The organism is Pseudoalteromonas sp. T1lg23B, from assembly GCF_002964665.1.
Lineage (GTDB): Bacteria > Pseudomonadota > Gammaproteobacteria > Enterobacterales > Alteromonadaceae > Pseudoalteromonas.
Map to the genome: position 1 here is coordinate 157,840 of NZ_PQBZ01000034.1, position 14,398 is coordinate 172,237.

18 protein-coding genes are annotated in these 14,398 nt (G+C 41.6%); 11 read left to right on the forward strand and 7 right to left on the reverse strand.

Features of this window, described 5'->3' with window-relative positions; translation table 11 throughout:
• Positions 1-80 precede the first annotated feature (80 nt).
• From C2M32_RS09305 to C2M32_RS09345, 9 genes are all read left to right on the forward strand, one after another.
• On the forward strand, positions 81-434 hold the full coding sequence (locus C2M32_RS09305; protein ID WP_105168171.1) for a hypothetical protein: 354 nt from the start codon (positions 81-83) through the stop codon (positions 432-434).
• A 149-nt stretch (positions 435-583) separates the two neighbouring features.
• Positions 584-1,000 (forward strand): DUF3574 domain-containing protein, encoded by a 417-nt coding sequence (locus C2M32_RS09310; RefSeq protein ID WP_105168172.1) that lies wholly within the window; start codon positions 584-586, stop codon positions 998-1,000.
• Positions 1,001-1,080: 80 nt separating this feature from the next.
• Positions 1,081-1,416 (forward strand): zinc ribbon domain-containing protein YjdM, encoded by a 336-nt coding sequence (locus C2M32_RS09315; protein ID WP_105168173.1) that lies wholly within the window; start codon positions 1,081-1,083, stop codon positions 1,414-1,416.
• A 79-nt stretch (positions 1,417-1,495) separates the two neighbouring features.
• Entirely contained in the window at positions 1,496-1,789 is a 294-nt protein-coding gene (locus C2M32_RS09320; RefSeq protein WP_070990327.1) for an antibiotic biosynthesis monooxygenase family protein, read from the forward strand.
• 251 nt (positions 1,790-2,040) lie between these two features.
• On the forward strand, positions 2,041-3,384 hold the full coding sequence (locus tag C2M32_RS09325) for a S8 family serine peptidase (RefSeq protein ID WP_105168174.1): 1,344 nt from the start codon (positions 2,041-2,043) through the stop codon (positions 3,382-3,384).
• Between the two features lie 228 nt (positions 3,385-3,612).
• Positions 3,613-4,152 (forward strand): manganese efflux pump MntP, encoded by a 540-nt coding sequence (locus C2M32_RS09330; protein WP_105168175.1) that lies wholly within the window; start codon positions 3,613-3,615, stop codon positions 4,150-4,152.
• A gap of 120 nt (positions 4,153-4,272) precedes the next feature.
• Entirely contained in the window at positions 4,273-4,449 is a 177-nt protein-coding gene (locus C2M32_RS20650; protein WP_199886144.1) for a hypothetical protein, read from the forward strand.
• Between the two features lie 201 nt (positions 4,450-4,650).
• On the forward strand, positions 4,651-5,034 hold the full coding sequence (locus tag C2M32_RS09340) for a rhodanese-like domain-containing protein (protein ID WP_105168177.1): 384 nt from the start codon (positions 4,651-4,653) through the stop codon (positions 5,032-5,034).
• 218 nt (positions 5,035-5,252) lie between these two features.
• Positions 5,253-5,507 (forward strand): hypothetical protein, encoded by a 255-nt coding sequence (locus tag C2M32_RS09345; RefSeq protein WP_105168178.1) that lies wholly within the window; start codon positions 5,253-5,255, stop codon positions 5,505-5,507.
• Positions 5,508-5,611: 104 nt separating this feature from the next.
• Here C2M32_RS09345 and C2M32_RS09350 read toward each other — a convergent pair whose 3' ends face one another.
• The 7 genes from C2M32_RS09350 to C2M32_RS09375 are packed head-to-tail and all read right to left on the reverse strand — an operon-like array spanning position 5,612 to position 12,817.
• Positions 5,612-5,860: a DUF3862 domain-containing protein gene (locus C2M32_RS09350; RefSeq protein ID WP_105168179.1), complete on the reverse strand. Its 249-nt coding sequence runs from the start codon at positions 5,858-5,860 to the stop codon at positions 5,612-5,614.
• A 14-nt stretch (positions 5,861-5,874) separates the two neighbouring features.
• The gene (locus C2M32_RS21105; protein ID WP_325047877.1) at positions 5,875-5,937 is read right to left on the reverse strand and encodes a hypothetical protein; all 63 of its coding nucleotides are present in this window, start codon (positions 5,935-5,937) and stop codon (positions 5,875-5,877) included.
• Positions 5,925-6,716, reverse strand: coding sequence for a CsiV family protein (locus C2M32_RS09355; RefSeq protein ID WP_267894526.1), 792 nt, complete (start codon positions 6,714-6,716; stop codon positions 5,925-5,927). Before C2M32_RS09355 ends, C2M32_RS21105 begins: the two co-directional genes overlap by 13 nt.
• Entirely contained in the window at positions 6,713-10,201 is a 3,489-nt protein-coding gene (gene mfd / locus C2M32_RS09360; RefSeq protein ID WP_105168180.1) for a transcription-repair coupling factor, read from the reverse strand. The genes C2M32_RS09355 and mfd overlap by 4 nt, the downstream gene beginning before the upstream one ends.
• A gap of 24 nt (positions 10,202-10,225) precedes the next feature.
• Complete coding sequence (locus C2M32_RS09365; protein ID WP_105168181.1) at positions 10,226-11,116, reverse strand: carbon-nitrogen hydrolase; 891 nt, start codon at positions 11,114-11,116, stop codon at positions 10,226-10,228.
• A gap of 3 nt (positions 11,117-11,119) precedes the next feature.
• On the reverse strand, positions 11,120-12,163 hold the full coding sequence (locus tag C2M32_RS09370; RefSeq protein ID WP_105168182.1) for an agmatine deiminase family protein: 1,044 nt from the start codon (positions 12,161-12,163) through the stop codon (positions 11,120-11,122).
• Between the two features lie 54 nt (positions 12,164-12,217).
• Positions 12,218-12,817, reverse strand: coding sequence for a PilZ domain-containing protein (locus C2M32_RS09375; RefSeq protein WP_105168183.1), 600 nt, complete (start codon positions 12,815-12,817; stop codon positions 12,218-12,220).
• 179 nt (positions 12,818-12,996) lie between these two features.
• Here C2M32_RS09375 and C2M32_RS09380 point away from each other — a divergent pair, with 179 nt between their 5' ends.
• On the forward strand, positions 12,997-13,605 hold the full coding sequence (locus C2M32_RS09380) for a GNAT family N-acetyltransferase (RefSeq protein WP_105168184.1): 609 nt from the start codon (positions 12,997-12,999) through the stop codon (positions 13,603-13,605).
• A 221-nt stretch (positions 13,606-13,826) separates the two neighbouring features.
• Positions 13,827-14,354, forward strand: coding sequence for an AidA/PixA family protein (locus C2M32_RS09385; RefSeq protein WP_105168185.1), 528 nt, complete (start codon positions 13,827-13,829; stop codon positions 14,352-14,354).
• The last annotated feature ends 44 nt before the right edge of the window (positions 14,355-14,398 follow it).

Consider the following 14,398-nt stretch of genomic DNA (forward strand, 5'->3'; position numbering starts at 1 on the left):
AAATCATTTGGCTTGTTGTTCGTACCTCGCTAAAGTATACCCAATAATTCTAAGCCCATTATGCGGGTGTTAGGTTGCCAATGAGATATTTCACCATACTTTTGATTTTATTGTCAGTTGCTGTTAAGGCTGAAACAGTAATCGTTCCAATTCCTGATGGTATGATAGCTTTTTGGTCATTTGATCCAAAAACAGAGTTGGAAAATAGGGCATTTGAAGCGGCTAAGGAATACCTGAAAAATAAAAAAGAAAACTTAAACAAGTATTATCTTGCCGAAAATGGACTGGATGTTGAAACTGACTTATATCATTTTTATATTATACATACTTCAAATTACCGTAAGAAAGCAATGATAGCTGATGAGTCAGATAAAAATGGTGTTCTCTATTACAGTGCACAAAAAGATAAAGTTGTTAAGTTTAAAAGCAAATAGCAATCTAACAAACGTATAAACGCATTGACTAATCAAGCTCTACTGTTTGATATTTTTTATAGTTATGTTGTTAACAGTATTACTTGGTTAACTCATATATAGTGGTAATATCTATATTATTTTTATTTTGAGACATAAAAGGACTAGGTGTGTCAGTTTTTATTAAAAGTGTAATTATTGCTTTTACATGCACAATAATTAGCGCTTGCACGCTCACATCAAATGTAAGTCAGTGTGACTCAGGAATGACGGAAAGGGTGCAAGAATCTCTCTACTTTGGCACGGGGATGAAAAAGGGCTTTGTTACGAAAAAACAGTGGCAGACATTTCTCGATAATTATGTGACACCCCAATTTCCAAATGGATTTACTGTCGTTGAGGCATCAGGGCAGTGGAAAGGTAATAATGGAGTGCTCGTTCGAGAGCCAAGCTTCGTACTTACGGTAGTGCACAATAATGAACAGCGGCACGCTACTGCAATTAAAGTGATTATTGATGAGTATAAAACACAGTTTCAGCAAGAAGCTGTGCTGAGAATTAAAATGGATAGTTGCGTGTCTTTTTAAGTACGTCCATTTATTGATACTGACAATCAACGCACGGTATCATTATAATAATTATTAAAAAACAACAAGAAGTTCAAAATATGTCTTTACCTCCTTGTCCTAAATGTCAATCTGAGTATGTTTATCAAGATCAAAGTAACTTAGTGTGTCCTGAGTGTGCTTATGAATGGAACCCAAAAGAAGTGGCCGAAGATAGCATCATCAATGTTAAAGATGCTAATGGCACTTTGCTATGTGATGGGGATAAAGTCACTGTGATTAAGGATCTGAAAATAAAAGGGAGTTCTCAAGTGATTAAGATAGGCACCAAAGCTTTGGTTAGACGTGTATTGGATAAAAAAGATCACGAGCTAGATTGTAAAGTTGATGGCGTTGGAGAAATGATGGTGACCGCTAAATTTGTTAAAAAGGCCTAGTGTTTTTGTCGAGTCCTCAATGTTGTGACATAGCACTTTAGTGATAAGCAGAAAATAAAATGATGAAAGGATTTGAGTGATGTTTGCAGTAATCTTTAAGGCAAAAACCGGACAACAAGACGAACACTATTCTAAAACTGTGGAGGTAATGCGGACACTGGCGTTTGAGAAGTATAACTGTCAGGACTTTATCGCAGTGACCGAAGGTGAGCAGGAAATCGCAATTTCATATTGGTTATCGCAAGAAGACATAAAAAACTGGCATGCTGACAGCCAACATAGTGTAGCGCAACAGCTCGGTAGGGACACGTGGTATGACTCATACGTAGTTGAAGTTGTTGAGATACTCAGAAAATACAGTTTTGGACAATAATTTCATATCATTAGCAACCCAAATAACATCAACTCACAAGCTGAGTATTGGCTAATTATGTGAATTGCTGCTACCTACCTTATTGAAATAAAACCTTTCTCGTTGCGGGCATAAACTATGCCTGCCGTTTATACGTCTTGGTTATACGCTTGTAACGAATCAACCTAGCTGATTTCCATCCTTTATTTGTATATTTGTGTTTTTTTAAATAATACTAAAGTTGATGTACGTGAAAAGTTAAGTCGTAAATTATGAAAGCTTCAACATTGTCGTTACTAGTGGGTCTGGGCTTGCCACTTGCAGCGGCAGCCAATGTCCAATATAGATCCGCAGAAATTGTTGTTGCAGGACCTGTGACGGACTCAAGCCTAAATGTACTTGCCTATTATCCCAAATCTCAGCTTAGTATCGTTTCGGTCGCGAAAGGGAAGGAGCTGGATAAAGTGAAAAGAATGCGCCGAAAAGGGCGTGTTGCTCATGTCAATGTATTGGTGAATAAATTTGCCGTGCCCAACGACCCATATTTAAGCTATCAGTGGAATTGGCAAAATATAGAAGCTTATACTGGCTGGGATATTAGTACTGGTGGAACGAGTACAGTTGCAGTTTTGGATACTGGGTTAGCAAGCTCAGGTTCAGACGGGGTCGGGTGTGTTGTTGCACCTTACAATGTGTACGATCCTACTAACTATCCAGAAGATGGCGATGGGCACGGTACGCACGTGTCGGGTACTATTGCTCAAAGCACCAATAATGGCGTCGGTGTGGCTGGTTTGGCATATGGTGCTTGTATTATGCCAGTAAAGGTACTTGATGACAGCGGCAGTGGAAGCATGGCCGCAATTGCTGAAGGCATATATCATGCGGTTGACAACGGTGCCAACGTAATAAACCTAAGTTTGGGAGTGAGTGCTAGATATCGTATTACTTCAGATCCAATTCTAGACCCAGCACTTAACTACGCCGCTTCAAAAGGGGTTGTTGTGGTTGCCGCTTCTGGTAATGATGGAAATCGCAGAAACATCAGTTATCCCGCAAGTCACAGCAGTGTGATTGCGGTAGGTGCCACAGATGCAAACGATCAGGTAACGCGCTACTCGAATCGAGGAGATATGTTGGACCTAGTTGCTCCCGGTGGCGATACAAGCGTTGATAGTAATGGTGACGGCTATGCTGATGGTATTTTGCAAGAAACTCGAATTGGTGGTAGCTGGGGGTACTATTTCTTCCAAGGTACTTCAATGGCGACTCCCCACGTTGCTGCATTATCTGCAATGCTAATAAGTAATGGTACTGCGACAACTCCCACAGATGTGAAAACTGCCATGCAGCAAACCGCTAAAGATTTGTATGATGCTGGGTGGGACAAAGTGTCAGGATCTGGTCTTATAAATGTGCTCGCTGCGCTTAATTGGCAACCAGGCGTAGTTAACCCACCACCCATGTGTACCGATGCTGATGGTGACGGGGTATGCGTTGAAGCGGGAGATTGTGATGATAATGATGCTGCCGTATATCCGAATGCCAACGATACAAGGGGTAAAAAGGGCCGAGATGGTGTCGACAACGACTGTAATGGCATTATTGATGGATGAATAACGGTTTAGTACAAAGTGCGACTCACAACATTGGGATATAGCAAATTTGTGCTAATTCCCAATGTGCTTTGAGCAGTTATCTCCATTTATCGCATATTTCATTGTATCGTTCGCAACACGTCTTAAATCCGTTATGTGACAGTGTTTATTTCTGTTATGCTCCTGCGCGCCTAGAACCTAGGTTCTATGGCTTTTGTGAGCAGTGGTTTAATAGTGAGATAATAGATGTTTGAAGTGATGATTTTGGCAATTGCGCTGAGTATGGATGCATTTGCCGTATCGATTGGCTTGGGAGCAAAAGAAACCAAAAAAATATCCACACTCGCAGTAAAATCCGCAACATATTTTGGTATTTTTCAGGCTGTTATGCCTTTGGCTGGATACCTTGGAGGAAAAGGCGTACTAGGGTGGGTGAACAATTATGCGCATTGGATTGCCTTTATACTCCTACTGCTTATTGGCAGCAAAATGATCTACGAAGCGATGTCTGAAGGGATAGAAGAAGATATAGCGCAGATAACACATAGAATAATGCTGGTGCTAGCGATTGCAACCAGTATAGATGCAATGGCAGCGGGTTTTACTTTAACTTTATTGCAAGTGGACCCCTTTATTGCATGTGCACTAATCGGTATTACCACATTTGTATTTAGTTGGATTGGTGTCGTTGTGGGTAAACACAGTGGTACATGGCTGGAAAGTAAAGCTGAATGTTTAGGTGGGGTTATTCTCATTCTGATGGGCTTTAAAATATTGCTGCTCTAAAATAGGTAAAGTCATTATTTTATAAATAGTTACGTTATAAATAGGGACATGATTGAGTCTTTGCAAACTCATCTGCTAGTATTAGTAGCAGATATTTTTTTAGAAAAAAGGCTTAAGAAAATGAAAGTGACAATTGCTCTGTTATGTGTGCTTTTTCTACTGAGTGGCTGTAAGCTGACGCGTGTTGAAGGTGAAGTACAAGATGTCGAAGTTAAAGTTGGCAGCAAAGAAAGTAGTGAGTCAAACAACAAACATTGCCCTCCAGGATTGGCCAAACAAGGCCGTTGTAAAAATTAACGGACTTTTGCTCCTATATAGTTGAATATCATTTAAAACCGAGGTCTGCGAGGAGTGAAAGCCCTCGCAGCTATGTTTTAAAAGTAGAAATACTACTTTAACGTTGCAACCTTGCTAAGTCAGGAGAAGAAATTAATAGCACTCTAGCCTATTATTATTTTTACTAGCCACTCAAGTAACCCCTCAAGCTTGGAGATAAACATGATTTCTTTTATCAAAACAATAACGATACTGTTATTGCTCTACTCTGGCCAAATTATTGCACAGCAAAGTATCACACAGAATGAACTATTGATTAATCAGATGTCTGACAAAGCCCATATTATTATTGATGTTCGCAGCGTGGACGAGTACCAACAAGGGCATATCAAAGGTGCAATCAATATACCATTTAATCAGATTGAGCAACATGAAGCTCTACTAAAACAAAATAAGTCGTCGCAATTAGTTGTTTATTGTCGTTCAGGAAGAAGAGCTGGAATTTTTATCAAATCTTTGGAACCAAAAGGCTTTAACCTTTTGCATTTAGAAGGTGATATGAATGCATGGCTTGAAGCAAATTTACCCTTGGTAACAGATCGTTAATGTCAGGATGTAACATCAAATGTCACTTTAAATGCCTAGCTAATATGTCTAATTGCGCGCATTTTAAAATTCTTATTAATCCGGCTTTCTATTTCACTTATATAAATAAAATATAGATATGACTTTTCTATATGCTAATTATGTGCTTTGATATTTATTGTTGTTAATTTCTAGACACAACAACAAAATATTAATAAATAAGCATAAAGGAAAGGAAGATGAAAATATCAATAATAATGGCGGTGCTTAGTGTATTAATCTTGGCAGGCTGTAAGTCAAACGATGCAAATGACGGCACGACAGCACAGGCTAAGAAAAAGGCTTACCATTGTGAGCAAGCAACTAAACTAGGCTCCATGATCCCAAGAACTCGATGTGTTACCCAAGCTGACAAGGAGCTTGAAGAGCAAAAGAGTAAAGAAGCATTTAGAAACGCGAGAGCTAAAGCCCCAAGAATTCACAGCGGTGGTTAAATAGCCTGTTGGCAATTTGATCTATGAAGAGGCGCTCTTACATGGCCTCTTTTAAGTGATGCGAGTACAAAATAGGGAAAGCATTAGGCCTTCCCGCAGTGTAATTATTCGAGCCCTTTTTTGGTATATAGTGTGACTTTGTCAGAAACTAAGGTAATCTTAATGTGCTTGTCTTCATTGCCCCAGGTGCAATTTGTATGAAGGGTTTTTTCTTCACATTCATCTGCAGAGCCTAAAATCGTTTCAACCTCAGCTTTGTCCATACCCACTTTTACTTTGTTGTAGTTTTCCATATTTACTTTAGAACAACCGACTAAAGTCAAAATAGCGGTACCGATCAATAATTTTTTCATAAATTTACCCGTTCTTAGTGTTTATATTTTCTTATCTGAAAGATGATCCCCAATTTGGGATGATCTAAGTAATGTATATCTCCGCTGTATACACGCTAAACTGCGACATTCGAGCTTTTTGTATATCCCCATTATCCAAAAAGTAACGAATATCAAAATTGCTGGTCACATATAAATAGTGCTTTACGTGGATTTTTATTAGCCCTTCCAGTTGCCAATGATCTTCATCCGCCTCGGTTTTAACATTAAAGCTTTTATCTAACAGCCCGAGGTAGCCTCGTTGTTCAATGGTATCGAGAAACATTTGGCTAACGGGTGATTGAAACCTTTTCCCTGCGAATATTTTTATAAATGGTGCTCTACGCTGACTTTGCTCTGGGAAGCGCCAGCCAGTATGAAGCATTGGTTTTAGACCACGACGTTGCAACTGTTTGAGTACATCTTCAAACTTTAACTGTTGCTTAGACAAGAGATAAATATTGTCCATATGTTCTTGCGGATCGGCATGTGGGTAGATGGGTAGGGTGTCATATAACGTAATGTAATCATTATTGGCATCACACCCCCAAGAATGATCTGTACTATTCATCTTTTGAATGAATGGGCGTGGATCAAAGTCGGGGTCGCCCTCTAAGCATCGTTGCTGACCTTGGGCGTTGAAGCCATCAGTTAACAAATCTAATTGTTTTTTACCTTCGATAGGAGGATGAACGAGACTAAAATCTTCTCTTAGTGAGTCACTTGGCTGTTGTTCAAACGCTATCATTTCAACCTCAAACCAACGTTCGGCCTGAACGCTAAAGGAAAGGGTTGGTAACCATAATGCTAGCGCAAGATTTGTTATTAAGTGCTTCATGCAACTGCCTTTTTATGAAAGTCTTCGATCATAGCATCGATTAGCTTCAAACGCTCTTGACCATTTTTTTCTTCTATCGCAAAGCGTAGTTTATTTGCGCCTTCCATTTTATACACACGGGGGTTGCTTTGTATCAAAGCAATGATGAACGTTGGGTTAACCTTGGTTGTTGCATTGAACTCAAAGTAGCCACCTTTAACGTTAGCCTCAATTTTGCTGATGCCAAGCGCATTTGCTTTGAGTTTAAGCTCTTGTACTTTAAATAAGTTCTTTGCTGCATCAGGAAGTAGCCCGAATCTGTCAATGAGCTCAACCTGAAGTTCGTCCAGCTCGTGGTGGCTTTTGGTACTTGCAATGCGTTTGTACATGCTTAAACGCATATTAACGTCCGGAATATAATCATCTGGTAACAGTGCAGGTATTTTTAAATCTACGTCAGTGTGCTGTTGTAGCAAATTATCTAAAGTTGGTTCTTTGCCATCTTTAAGTGCCTCAACAGCTTGTTCTAGCATTTCCATGTACAAAGTAAAGCCAACGGTTTGTATTTGGCCGCTTTGATCATCGCCAAGTAGTTCGCCAGCGCCACGGATCTCAAGATCGTGCGTTGCAAGCGCAAAGCCAGCGCCGAGGTCTTCGAGAGATTCGATGGCTTGTAAGCGTTTAACCGCGTCTTTGGTTAGCGTTTGGCTGTTTTTGGTCAGCAAATAAGCATACGCTTGATGGTGGCTACGACCAACTCGACCGCGCAATTGATGCATCTGGGCTAAGCCGAGTTTATCAGCTCTATCCATGATGATGGTGTTGGCGGTAGGGATATCAATGCCCGTTTCAATAATTGTTGTACACACCAAAACGTTGTATTTCTGATGGTAAAACTCACTCATCAAGTGCTCTAGATCACGTTCGCGCATTTGTCCGTGAGCAACGGCAACATTCGCTTCAGGAACTAGTAATGATATTTCGCTGGCCGTTTTCTCTATAGTTTCTACATTGTTGTGCAAGAAATACACTTGACCACCACGCTTAATCTCACGCAATATCGCTTCGCGGATGAGTTCATCATTGCGCTCCTTAACAAAGGTTTTTACTGCTAAGCGTTTTGCCGGAGGGGTTGCAATGATGGATAAATCTCGCATGCCACTCATGGCCATGTTGAGCGTTCGTGGTATCGGTGTTGCGGTCAAGGTTAGAATATCAACATCGGCTCGAAGCTGTTTGATTTTTTCTTTTTGACGCACCCCAAAGCGGTGTTCTTCATCCACGATGAGTAAACCCAAATCTTTGAACTTAATGTTTTCTTGAATAAGTTTGTGGGTGCCAATAACAATGTCTATCTGACCGTTAGCAAGCTTATCTAGGGTGTCTTTTTGCGCTTTTGTACTGTTAAAGCGCGACAACACACCTACCTGTACGGGTAAATCGGCGAAGCGGTCTTTAAAGTTTTCGTAATGTTGCTGGGCTAACAAAGTCGTTGGTACAAGTACTGCTACTTGTTTGTTGTCATTAATAGCTGCGAACGCACCACGCATAGCGACTTCGGTTTTGCCAAATCCCACATCGCCGCATACCAGACGATCCATTGCTTGATTAGACTGCATATCGGCCAAAACAGCCTCAATAGCGTTACGTTGATCGTCAGTTTCCTCAAAAGGAAAGCTATTTGCAAAGTCACGGTATAGCGCACCATCAAGTTTAAAAGAGTAGCCCGGCTTACTTTGTCGCTTTGCATAAATGTCGAGTAATTCTGCGGCCACATCTCTGACTTTTTCAGCGGCCTTGCGCTTAGCCTTTTCCCAAACATCCGAACCTAGCTTATGTAAAGGTGCCGATGCTTCTTCACCGCCAGAGTAGCGACTGAGCATGTGTAAGGCAGAGACAGGTACATACAATTTGGCATCATTTGCGTAGGTGATGGTCACAAACTCTGTGGCAACACCAGCTGCATCTATGGTTTGTAAGCCTAAGTAGCGGCCTACACCGTGATCCAAATGAACAATCGGTTGGCCTTCTTTTAGCTCCGCCAGATTACGAATAAGCGCATCTTGTCCTTGCTCGTACTTATGTTTTCTACGTCGTCGCTGAGAAACCTTCACGCCCAGCAACTCTTGTTCTGTGATTATGCTCAGTGCGGGTTTGTTGTCTTGACTCGACGCGGATAGCAACACGCTTTGTTCCAGCGGGCTGACGATTAATCCGACGTCGGCCTTACTTGCGATAAAATCAGCAAAGTCGTCAAATTCTTTTAGTTTAAGGCCCGTTGGCTTGAGTAATGTCAATAGAGATTCGCGACGACCATCAGACTCAACGCTAAAAATGACCCGAGCTTTTTGCTTTTTTTGCTCTGCCACATAGGCGAGAATTTTACCGTATGGCTCTGCGAGTTTATGGTCAATTCGAATGTCGAATAGTTCACTTGCAGCTAGGTTGGTGTGACCTGCTTTGGTGCCTAACTTAGCCTGACTTAGCCGAATGCGGCCGTAGCGGCTAAAATGGCTGTACAGCTCTTCAATGGGCTGGTAGAGCTTTGCGGGCTCTAACAGCGGCCTTAAAGGATCAACTCGGCGATTTTCATAGCGCTTTTCTACATCTTGCCAAAAGCTTTGTGCCGCATGTTCAATATCGCCCAAATGCATCATAGTGGTGTTATCTGGAAGATAATCGAATATGGTTGCAAGTTGTTCATAAAACAGTGGCAAGTAGTATTCTATACCAGATGGCCAATTTCCTTTTGTTACCTGCATGTAGATAGAGTCTTGTTCGGCACTTGCACCGAAGGCCTCTCTATAACCTACCCGAAATCGCTCTATGTCTACTTCGTTCGTTGGAAACTCATGCGCGGGTAATAAGTCTATCTCATCAACCTTATCACTGGAGCGCTGTGTTTCAATATCGAATAGACGAATGCTATCAAGCTCATCATCAAAGAAGTCGAAGCGATAGGGATGTTGGCTGCCCATTGGGAATAGGTCAACTATCGAACCTCTTACCGCAAACTCGCCGTGTTCCATGACTTGTTGTACATGTCGATAGCCAGACTCACTCAAAGCGGACTTTAATTGCTGAGCGTCTATCACATCGCCCACTTTGTACTTGAGTGCACTACCATAGATGAATGCAGGCGGTGCCGTACGCAGCATTAAAGTTGATACAGGCACTATCAGTACACTGTTACTTTGATGTTTCAGTGCATTGAGCGTGGCCAAACGCTGAGAAATAATGTCCTGATGAGGAGAAAAGTGATCATATGGCAGCGTTTCCCAATCGGGAAAAATCATCACTGGGCGGTTTGGTAACAAATACCCAAGCTCGGTTTCTAAGCGCAGTGCCGAAGGGGTATCTGGGGTAACAATCACAACCAATTCGGGGTGCTTTGAAATGCCTTCACTTAGCGCGACACTCAAGCCACTGCCACTGAGTTGGCCCCAGTGGATTTTATCAGTGGTGTTCTTTACCCAAGGTAATTCGCTCCAATGCGCTAACGCCATTGATCACTCCTGTTTTGTTATTATTTAGTCACGATAGATTTTGCAAAGATCTTGATATTGATCGATGCGACGATCACGTAGATACGGCCAAATTCGACGCACGGACTCACTGCGTCCCTGATCTATTTCTACGACCAGTGTTTGCTCTTGCGTTTCGCTGGCGTGTACTAGCATTTCACCCTGTGGGCCGGCCACAAATGAATTACCCCAAAATTGAATACCTTCGCTTTGTGAGCTTGGGTCTTGTTCCTGACCAACACGGTTGACACTAATGACAGGTACACCATTTGCGACCGCATGCGCTCGCTGTGAAATGATCCATGCATCACGTTGGCGAACTTGTTCATCTTGAGTATCTCTAGGATCCCAACCGATAGCGGTAGGGTAGATGAGTAGCTCCGCTCCTGCCATGGCCATCAATCTGGCTGCTTCTGGGAACCATTGGTCCCAACATACGAGTACGCCCAACTTACCGACAGAGGTTTGAATGGGGGTAAAGCCTAGATCGCCAGGTGTGAAATAGAATTTTTCGTAAAATCCTGGATCATCAGGAATGTGCATCTTGCGATATTTACCAGCGATTGTACCATCACGTTCAAGCACAACCGCTGTGTTGTGGTATAGGCCGGTGGCACGTTTTTCAAATAAAGACGTAACAATAACGATGTCTAGTTCCTTTGCTAGCGCACCGTATAGGCTGGTACTTGGACCAGGGATAGTCTCCGCTAAGTCAAATAGGTCAGTGTCTTCTGTTTGGCAAAAATACAGGCTGCGATGAAGCTCTTGTAGTACCACAAGTTTAGCGCCTTGCTTTGCAGCGTCGCGGATACCTTGTACTGTTTTTGCAGTATTTTGCTCTAGGTCATTGCTGTTGGCATGTTGTACCAAACCAACTTTAAGTATTTGTGAACTCATGGCTTAATCCTGTTTTAAAAAACCACGTGGCAGTTGCATTGTGATGCAATGTAGACTGCCGAATTGATGGATAATAGGCAGGCAATTGATGCCGATAACGGTATGCTCTGGGTACGCCTTTTGTACCTGAGACAAGGCGAGAGCATCGCATTCATCATTATACACAGGCACTAACACTGTTGAATTGATGATCAGGTAATTGGCGTAGGTTGCTGGCAATCTATCACCATCGTCATTAAATACGGCTTTTGGCCATGGTAAAGACACTAACTTATATGCCTCACCTGTGGGTGTTTTAAAGCTCTGTAACTGTTTTTCCATAGCGTCTAAAGCTGGAAAATGCTCATCGTTTTGATTGTCACATTGCACGTAAACTAAAGTGTTATTGGGAGCGAAACGAACTAAAGTATCGATGTGACTATCAGTATCATCTCCTGCCAAATAGCCGTGATCAACCCATAAAAAGTGACGTGCGCCAAGCTGCTCTTTGAGCAAAGCCTCGATCCCTTGTTTGTCATATTCAGGGTTTCTATTTGGGTTTAAAAGGCACTCAGAAGTAGTGAGTAGAGTACCATGTTCGTTAATTTCGACTCCACCACCTTCAAGAACAAAGTCCATCGCTTGATATTGGTTATTTGTGTTTGAAAGTTCGTTGACCAGTTTTGCGTTAATTGCATTGTCTAACTGAGATTCAAACTTGTTGCCCCAGCCATTAAAGATAAAATCTTTAATGCATAATTGTCCTTGGTCATCGGCACAGGTGAGTGGGCCATGATCTCTCGCCCATGTATCATTACATGGAGTAACGACAAACATCACTTTTGATAACTCTATATCTGCATTGCTTAACACTGTCATGATGTGTGTTTTTAATTGCTCATTGTGCGCCACAATGACAACATGTTGTAACTGGCTGATGTATTGACACAGGGTAACATACACAGGTTCAACGTCTGCGAGTATGCTCGCCCAATCGGTATCTTTGTGAGGCCAAGTGAGCATCACAGCATCCTGTGGTGCCCATTCTGGTAGAAGTCTAAAGCTCATGATTAAACACTAATAAATAACTAAGCCGCTAGTTTATCATTGTGTCGTGTGCTGTCAGCTATTTTGTTCTTTATTCTGCTCTGACTGACGTTTTTTTAGCTGTCTGGTCTGCGCATGAAGGCTTGCACGTACGACTAATTCCTGATCTTCTTCACGAATTTTTGTAAATGCGATGGTGTGCTGGGAGCCATTCTCTTTGACGCTCTTGACGTCAATTACTTCACAATAACAGTAAATAGCTGCGGCTTCTTGTCGCAAAAATAGCTTGGTTCTTAGTTGCGTTCCAATAGGGTAGGTTGTGCTTGAAGTAAAGCGAATACCACCGCCACCGTATGAATCGCAATAGATATTGTCTTCATCAGGCTGCTCTGTGGCGAGAATGTGACTCATGATGAGATCTATTTTGCGAGACTGAGCTTGTAAAAACGTGGCAAGATCACTGGCGATATCGCCAAGATTGCGCAATGGGCTGAGCATTTTGTGATCCAGTTCTTTCATTTCATTGGCGAGTTTAAACAACGCCGGAATTTTTTCCTCAAGCTCAGGCATGGTATCGGGCACTTCATCATGACTAACCTCTTTGAGGTTGACCTGATTTGCGTCGTCTACCTGAAAGTACTGTTCAAAGTTTTCGAGAAGTTGCTGCTTATTCATAACACGACCACACTGGCGTTTTATTTAATATTAACGGGTTAGCTCCGAAAACGCTATAGTGCCGCGATTACATGGGTAAAAAGTACTTTAAAAACGACGAAAATATTTGTATAAATACACGATTGTAATAATAATGTATTAAATTGTTACTTAATAATTAAATTTTATAGGTGATTTATATGGACATAATAGAAGCAGATCCTCAGGCACTGACCGCCGCTTTGTCCTTACCAGAAAATCTAAAGATTAGAAATGCGACGTTAGCAGACATAGAAGAAATGGCTAAAGTAACTCGCGCAAGTTGGCAAAAGGCCTTTAACCCATTTTTACCGCAAGATGTGTTAGACAGAGGCACAGATGAGTTTTTTGAGAAGATCTGGCTGTCAATTCTTAACAAGCCCAAAGATAATAATGCACTGGTGATTAGCAATGGGCGTCATATAGTCGCATGTGGAGCAAGTGGTAAGTATCGTACTGCCCACAACCCAGTTAGTCGGCGCGTGTGTAAGTTAAAAGCGGGTGAGCTTTATCGTGGTTATGTGCTGCCCGATCACCAAAATAAAGGCTTGGGTCAGGCACTGCTTAAAGCGCGTCTACTGAAGCTTTACGAGCAGGGGTATCAGCGAGCATATACATGGATCTACGCCAAAAATGAGCAAGCTCGATCTTTTTATGAGAAGCACGGTGCGGTCAGTTTAGATAGCGCATTAGGATTAACCATGAATCGCTATCCATTTGAAGAAGTTTGCTATGGGATTGAAGTGAATAGTGTTTTTCATGATTTATAATTTGGTGTAATTGACTGTAATGAAAAATGGTTAAAATTTGTAATTAAAATGTATGTTTCATGTTGATATTTGTTTAAGGTGTGGATATTCTACGCTCGTTCGATTGAATGAGTAGTTCATCGGACACGTTTTGAGCAGGTATATAATTCGCTCATTCGGTGTGATGTGCGATAATTAATTTGCTTGATTGTTGAATATTTAGAATATTTTAAGGATAAAAAATGACTATACATCGCGTAGAAGTTGTTGTTGATTGTGAAGCTGTTGAAAATGGTGCTTCTGGAAGCCGTGCAGTAAATATGTATGCGTCGCAAGACATTGTGCTAAGTAACTCACAAGGCTCTTATGAGTTAAGCATCCGTGTAGACAATGATGATATCATTCGTTGGAGTGCATTCCCTAAAGTAGTTCAACCTGAAGGTAGCAACGAAAACTACTCTGTTATCATCGACGCTGAGCATGATTGGAATAATAATACGCTATTGAAAGACTGGACCGCTTACCAAGGTAACATGCCAGTTTATGTTTATGAGCGCGATGCAATTCCAATGAGACAAGATCAGCGTGTAAATATTGAACGTCAAACTGCTTATCAGCCTTTTGTTCAAGCTAATGCAACGTTACCTGGCCGTCCAAACCCTGGTGTTTCGCAAACTGAAGCGTATACTTTTTACGTAAAAGTATACAAAGGCACAGAGTTAATCAAAGAGATTAACTGGGACCCATATGTGACAGTTGTTCAACCATAACGGTTGCTTAAAGATTTTTCAGACATAAAAAGGCGGCCAAATGG

Excerpts from the sequence above, each read along its gene's own strand:
- C2M32_RS09305 (WP_105168171.1), top strand. The coding sequence starts at position 81 with ATGAGATATTTCACCATACTTTTGATTTTATTGTCAGTTGCTGTTAAG.
- C2M32_RS09315 (WP_105168173.1), top strand. The coding sequence starts at position 1,081 with ATGTCTTTACCTCCTTGTCCTAAATGTCAATCTGAGTATGTTTATCAA.
- C2M32_RS09320 (WP_070990327.1), top strand. The coding sequence starts at position 1,496 with ATGTTTGCAGTAATCTTTAAGGCAAAAACCGGACAACAAGACGAACAC.
- C2M32_RS09325 (WP_105168174.1), top strand. The coding sequence starts at position 2,041 with ATGAAAGCTTCAACATTGTCGTTACTAGTGGGTCTGGGCTTGCCACTT.
- C2M32_RS09330 (WP_105168175.1), top strand. The coding sequence starts at position 3,613 with ATGTTTGAAGTGATGATTTTGGCAATTGCGCTGAGTATGGATGCATTT.
- C2M32_RS20650 (WP_199886144.1), top strand. The coding sequence starts at position 4,273 with ATGAAAGTGACAATTGCTCTGTTATGTGTGCTTTTTCTACTGAGTGGC.
- C2M32_RS09340 (WP_105168177.1), top strand. The coding sequence starts at position 4,651 with ATGATTTCTTTTATCAAAACAATAACGATACTGTTATTGCTCTACTCT.
- C2M32_RS09345 (WP_105168178.1), top strand. The coding sequence starts at position 5,253 with ATGAAAATATCAATAATAATGGCGGTGCTTAGTGTATTAATCTTGGCA.
- C2M32_RS09350 (WP_105168179.1), bottom strand. The coding sequence starts at position 5,860 with ATGAAAAAATTATTGATCGGTACCGCTATTTTGACTTTAGTCGGTTGT.
- C2M32_RS09355 (WP_267894526.1), bottom strand. The coding sequence starts at position 6,716 with ATGAAGCACTTAATAACAAATCTTGCGCTAGCATTATGGTTACCAACC.
- mfd (WP_105168180.1), bottom strand. The coding sequence starts at position 10,201 with ATGGCGTTAGCGCATTGGAGCGAATTACCTTGGGTAAAGAACACCACT.
- C2M32_RS09365 (WP_105168181.1), bottom strand. The coding sequence starts at position 11,116 with ATGAGTTCACAAATACTTAAAGTTGGTTTGGTACAACATGCCAACAGC.
- C2M32_RS09370 (WP_105168182.1), bottom strand. The coding sequence starts at position 12,163 with ATGAGCTTTAGACTTCTACCAGAATGGGCACCACAGGATGCTGTGATG.
- C2M32_RS09375 (WP_105168183.1), bottom strand. The coding sequence starts at position 12,817 with ATGAATAAGCAGCAACTTCTCGAAAACTTTGAACAGTACTTTCAGGTA.
- C2M32_RS09380 (WP_105168184.1), top strand. The coding sequence starts at position 12,997 with ATGGACATAATAGAAGCAGATCCTCAGGCACTGACCGCCGCTTTGTCC.
- C2M32_RS09385 (WP_105168185.1), top strand. The coding sequence starts at position 13,827 with ATGACTATACATCGCGTAGAAGTTGTTGTTGATTGTGAAGCTGTTGAA.